This window comes from Lactobacillus sp. HMSC08B12 (genome assembly GCF_001808415.1).
Lineage (GTDB): Bacteria > Bacillota > Bacilli > Lactobacillales > Lactobacillaceae > Lactobacillus > Lactobacillus delbrueckii.
The window spans coordinates 1-920 of record NZ_KV793104.1 but is presented as its reverse complement, the minus strand read 5'-3'; the positions used below and the strand labels follow the sequence as shown (position 1 = coordinate 920).

Annotated in this window: 1 pseudogene; it reads right to left on the bottom strand. The window is 32.3% G+C overall.

Features of this window, described 5'->3' with window-relative positions:
- Positions 1 to 43: 43 nt before the first annotated feature.
- Positions 44 to 451: pseudogene (locus HMPREF3168_RS01035) on the bottom strand (UPF0236 family transposase-like protein); the annotation flags it as partial.
- Positions 452 to 920 lie beyond the last annotated feature (469 nt).

Genomic DNA, 920 nt, shown 5'->3' with positions numbered 1-920 from the left:
AGTTCTTTTTGGTGTGGGAAGTTTAAGTTAATTATTGTATTCATAAGTTGAAACAGGAGAGAGTATTAACAGCTAAAGCAGTATTGCGGTAAGTTGCCACGGCGCTAACCTGCAAAATATCCTTCACTGCCAAAACACTGTAACGCTTATATTTGTCATAGCCCATCAGCTTATCCAGTGGGTATTGGGCCTTCTTGCCTGGACAAGCATATCTTCTGCGCCAATAGCTAATCTCACCAAAGGCAGTCACAACTGAGCGCTTATTTTTCTTTTCAATCTGATAGCCTTGCTTTTTAGTTTCTTCAACTAAGCCGGCATCAACTTCTTCTAGTGCTAATTTCATTAATTCTCTAATCAAATCAAAGAAGCAGCACATTAATGCCTTTTCACGAGGAATAACATTATTTTCAGACTTAATAATTTTCACGATATCAGTTATAATAGATTCCATAAAAGACTAGCTTCTAATGTGTTTTGTGTTCTTAACATCAGACTACTGGCCTTTTTGTTTTAGCTCAAGTCCAAATTCAAAGGACTTGAGCTTTTTTAATTAATTATTCAACTTACCGCAAAAATTATACACTTAGATTTAATATAGCTGGGATAGAATAAAGCTGAAAAAGATAAACAACTAAAAAATAGAAAACTAATATTGAGCTAACCATTAAATTCGAAACATCTGTTCCGATAAATTTAATATGAATCTAATAATGTAAATTAAAAAATATATCGCAATGTTCTTGCTTGCAGTATGTCTCGCTCTTATCTGAATAAGATGACATTCAATCTTATCAACAATACAACTAATATAACAAAAGCAAATTAAAACATTCACGAAACAGAATTTGAAAATAACACCAGAGAAAAAAATATTTTCAAGCTACTAGAAATTTCCGCCAATTGCAAGAATAAATTGAACA